A 4332-nucleotide genomic window follows, 5' to 3' on the forward strand; every position below is an offset into this window, starting at 1 on the left:
AGCAACTGCAATGATCATCTTCGGTGAAGAGTCAACAGCGTTATTAGCCCAAGTATGGAATACGGGTGCAATTTTGTTGTTTATTGGTTCTTTCTGGTATTGGTTCTCATTCAAAGTAGATAGCGAATCTGAAGGAGTTCCTTGGACAAGTGTTACACTTAGAAAAGATTCATTCTCATTAGCGTTAATGGCAACTTCGGTAACAGCTATTGGCTGGTCTGCCACAAATGGTGGAACAGGCATTTGGTTTGCACTAGTAATCCTTTCAACTGCATCATTATTTGGTGGCGTGTATTGGTCTAAATTCTCTCACATGTTCTTCAAGCCTGTGGCTGGTTACAACAAGCGCATTATTAAGGCGAATGGCACAAACGAGAACTTACCGCATGAAACTAGATTCGGTGGCAAAACTGCTGCAGACGATGAGTTCCAGCAAAACAGACACTCTATGGAGCTTCTTAAAGATGCACCAATGGACATGGGTCTTGGTATTAAGCGCGAAGCGCCTAATCACTACTAATATTAATTAATTAACTTAAGAGAGGAATAGAATATGCCAACTTTTGTATATATGACTCGTTGTGATGGTTGTGGACATTGTGTAGATATCTGCCCATCTGACATTATGCACATTGATGATAAATATCGTCGTGCTTACAACATTGAACCTAACATGTGTTGGGAGTGCTATTCATGTGTTAAAGCATGTCCACACCAAGCTATTGATGTACGTGGTTACGCTGACTTTGCGCCATTAGGACATAGTGTACGTACAATTCGTGATGAAGAAAAAGGAACGATCGCATGGAGAGTTAAATTCCGTGACGGACGTGTTAAAAACTTCTTGTCACCAATTACAACGCAACCATGGGGAACAAAGATTCCAGACTTTAGAAACGAAACAGCACCAAGTGCAGAAATGCGTAATTCTGAATTACTAGCATTTGAACCTAAGTACATTCGTATGGATGACGGTGGTTTACACACGCTTGAAACTAACAAACTATCTTTAAAGAAAGGAGCACAGTACCATGAAAGCCTATAAAACTATTGTAGAAGACAACATTGATATTCTTGTTGTTGGTGCTGGATTAGGTGGCACAGGTGCCGCATATGAAGCAAGATACTGGGGTCAAGACAAGAAAATCATAATTGCCGAAAAAGCAAACATTAACCGTTCTGGTGCTGTTGCCCAAGGTTTATATGCGATTAACTGTTACATGGGTACTCGTTTTGGCGAGAACAATCCTGAAGATCACGTTCGTTACGCTCGTATTGACCTGATGGGTATGGTACGTGAAGATTTATTATTCGATATGGCTCGCCACGTTGACTCTGCAGTACACAAGTTTGAAGAGTGGGGCTTACCATTAATGAAAGACCCTAAGAGAGAAGATATTGGCGCATATATGCGTGAAGGTAAATGGCAGATCATGATCCATGGTGAGTCGTACAAGCCTATCGTTGCTGAAGCTGCTACAAAACAAGCTGATAAAGTATACAACCGTATTATGGTTACTCATTTGTTAATGGATGATGGTAAAGATAATCGTGTAGCAGGCTGTGTTGGTTTTAACGTACGTACTGGTAATTATCACGTATTCAAATCTAAGGCAACTATTGTTGGTGCTGGTGGTGCTTCTAACATCTTTAAGCCTAGATCAGTAGGTGAAGGTGCTGGCCGTGTATGGTACGCACCTTGGTCTTCTGGTTCAGCTTACGGTTTAATGATTGAAGCTGGTGCAAAAATGACTCAAATGGAAAATCGTATCGTTTTAGCTCGATTTAAAGATGGTTACGGTCCAGTTGGCGCATATTTCTTACACCTTAAGACTTACACTCAAAATGCTTACGGCGATGAGTATGAGTCAAATTGGTTCCCACAGTTAGAAGAAATGGTTGGTAAACGTTACTTAGACACTGCAGCATCACATGTTACTGCACGACCTATTCCAACTTGTTTACGTACATCAGCAATTATTTCTGAAAATAATGCTGGCCGTGGTCCAATTCACATGGTTACAATGGAAGCATTCCAAGACCCTCATTTAGAGGAAGTTGGTTGGGAAAACTTCTTAGGTATGACGGTTGGTCAGGCGGTTCTATGGGCTGCAACTGATATTGACCCTAAGTATATTAACCCTGAGTTAACGACTTCTGAACCATATGTTATGGGTTCTCATGCTACAGGTTGTGGCGCATGGTGTTCAGGTCCTGAAGATCTTTCACCAGAAGAGTACTTCTGGGGTTACAACAGAATGACTTCAGTTGAAGGTTTATTTGGCGCAGGCGATGCTGTTGGTGGTACACCACATGCTTTCTCATCTGGTTCATTTACTGAAGGTCGTTTAGCTGCAAAAGCTGCATGTAAATATATTGATGATGGTAAAGGTGAAGGTATTGTTGTTTCTGATAAGCAAATTGCTGATCGTAAAGCACAAATCTATCAGCCATTAGAGACTTACAGAATTGGTCGCAATGAAATCGTTGCTGGTACAGTTTCTCCAAGTTATATTCTTCCTATGCCTGGTTTACAGCGTCTACAGAAGATTATGGATGAGTATTGTGGTGGTGTGACAGTTTCTTACATGACTAACGATAAGCTACTTAATATGGGTATGCAGAAGATGGCTGTAATGGAAGAGGATCTAGATAAACTAGGTGCTGAAGACATTCACCAGTTAATGCGTGCATGGGAGCTTAAGCACCGTCATCGTACTTCTGAGTGTGTTTTCCAGCATACGTTCTTCCGTAAGGAAACTCGCTGGCCTGGTTACTATTACCGTGGTGATGCAATGAAACTTGACGATGAAAATTGGCATGTTTTAACTGTATCTCATCGTGATCGTACTACTGGTGAGTACACTATGCAAAAAGCGCCTTGTTACCACTTAGTTAATGACGAAGAATAAAGCGTTCATAGAAATTTAATTTAAATTTCTAGAAATAAAAGAGGCCAACACGCAAGTGTTGGTCTTTTTTATCTATTGTAGGTTTTAAAAAAAAGACTTACAATAGATAAAAATAATTTATTGGAATAATTAGTATGAATATTATAGATAAGACAGATGATGAGATATTAGCCATCGCTCACCCAATGTGGGATGACCTAATAAAATTTTCAAACAATGGTAATTATGGTGCTTTTACGCGTAACTTTTCTGAGGATTTTTTACGTGGTGCAAATGAAATTGAAATGGGTAAGCAGTTCGCTCGTAGTGAGTTAACTAAAGGCCTGGAAAAAGGTGCTGATTATTTAGGTATGATTCGTCGTGGTGAGTATGTGACTGTTTTATACAGACAAACTAACAATGGTAAGCTCAACGCTGAGAAGAAAGGTGAGTATCTAGGAAGATTGGTTCTTGGCTATGAAGGAGATGTGGTTAAGATTTTCGGTGCAACTATTTTTTAAAAACTATGAGTAATTTTATTGAAGAGTCAAAATATGTTGAACTGATTTACAAGGTTATTATCAGAAAACGGGCAATGTGTTTTCTAATATTGAATATCCAGTTGGCTATGTTCATGGCGCTAATGATGTTTTAGGTCCAGCTGTATTAGCTGAACTTGAAGGCCGTGAAGAAGGCGATATTATTGAAGTTAATGTTGATGTTGCCAAGTTGTATGGTGAACGAGACGAATCTTTAGTTTTCATAGACAAGATTGAAAATGTACCACCACAATATAGAGAAATTGGTACTAAAGTAACCATGGAAAATGCAGATGGCCATTCTAAAGACTTTTTAGTTACAAAAGTTGATGAAGAAACGGTTACAATTGATGGCAATAATCCACTTTGTGGTCGTGATGTTAAGTTCGTACTTGAGGTTACTTTGGTACGTGATGCTACCATTGAAGAAATGGAAGCTGGTGGTACAACAGATTCAGAGCCTAGTTTAGAAGAAATCTTGAGTCAAGGAAATTAATATGAGTATAGAATTTAATGAATCTGAATTAACAACAATTCAAAATAACCTTAATAATCGTTGGAGAGACGAGCAAAAACAGGTTAATTTGGCTGACATTGAAATTACCAAGGAAGGTGAGGAAAAGCCAACACTCTTTCCTGCTGCTGTATGGGAAGATCCTAACTCTACTTTTATTATTATTAAACTTGATGAGTTCAAGTATAAAAGCTTCTTTTATTATTTAACTGATAAACGTTTTGATACAGGCCAAGATGAATATAATGATTTACATGAATGCACAGATAAATTATTAAAAGCACAGGCTGATTTTGTTCTGACAAAAAATACTAAAGGGCTTAATGTTCATATTCATCGTGAAACGGGCATCTAAACAAAAAAAGGAACGTAATTACGTTCCTTTTTT

4 protein-coding genes and 2 pseudogenes are annotated in these 4332 nt (G+C 38.7%); all 6 read left to right on the forward strand.

Annotation, left to right across the window (positions count from 1 at the left end; all coding sequences use genetic code 11):
* Positions 1-520: pseudogene (locus P8M52_RS05830) on the forward strand (adenylylsulfate reductase); the annotation flags it as partial.
* A 33-nt stretch (positions 521-553) separates the two neighbouring features.
* A complete protein-coding gene (gene aprB / locus P8M52_RS05835) occupies positions 554-1045 on the forward strand; it encodes an adenylyl-sulfate reductase subunit beta (RefSeq protein WP_300308678.1) in 492 nt (163 codons plus the stop codon).
* Positions 1032-2912, forward strand: coding sequence for an adenylyl-sulfate reductase subunit alpha (gene aprA / locus P8M52_RS05840; RefSeq protein WP_300308681.1), 1881 nt, complete (start codon positions 1032-1034; stop codon positions 2910-2912). Before aprB ends, aprA begins: the two co-directional genes overlap by 14 nt.
* Positions 2913-3046: 134 nt before the next feature.
* A complete protein-coding gene (locus P8M52_RS05845) occupies positions 3047-3412 on the forward strand; it encodes a hypothetical protein (RefSeq protein ID WP_300308684.1) in 366 nt (121 codons plus the stop codon).
* Positions 3413-3417: 5 nt separating this feature from the next.
* Positions 3418-3926: pseudogene (locus tag P8M52_RS05850) on the forward strand (peptidylprolyl isomerase).
* Position 3927: 1 nt separating this feature from the next.
* On the forward strand, positions 3928-4299 hold the full coding sequence (locus P8M52_RS05855) for a hypothetical protein (protein WP_300308686.1): 372 nt from the start codon (positions 3928-3930) through the stop codon (positions 4297-4299).
* Positions 4300-4332 lie beyond the last annotated feature (33 nt).

The sequence above is a fragment of the Candidatus Thioglobus sp. genome (assembly GCF_029243085.1).
In the GTDB taxonomy this organism is placed as follows: Bacteria; Pseudomonadota; Gammaproteobacteria; order PS1; family Pseudothioglobaceae; genus Thioglobus_A.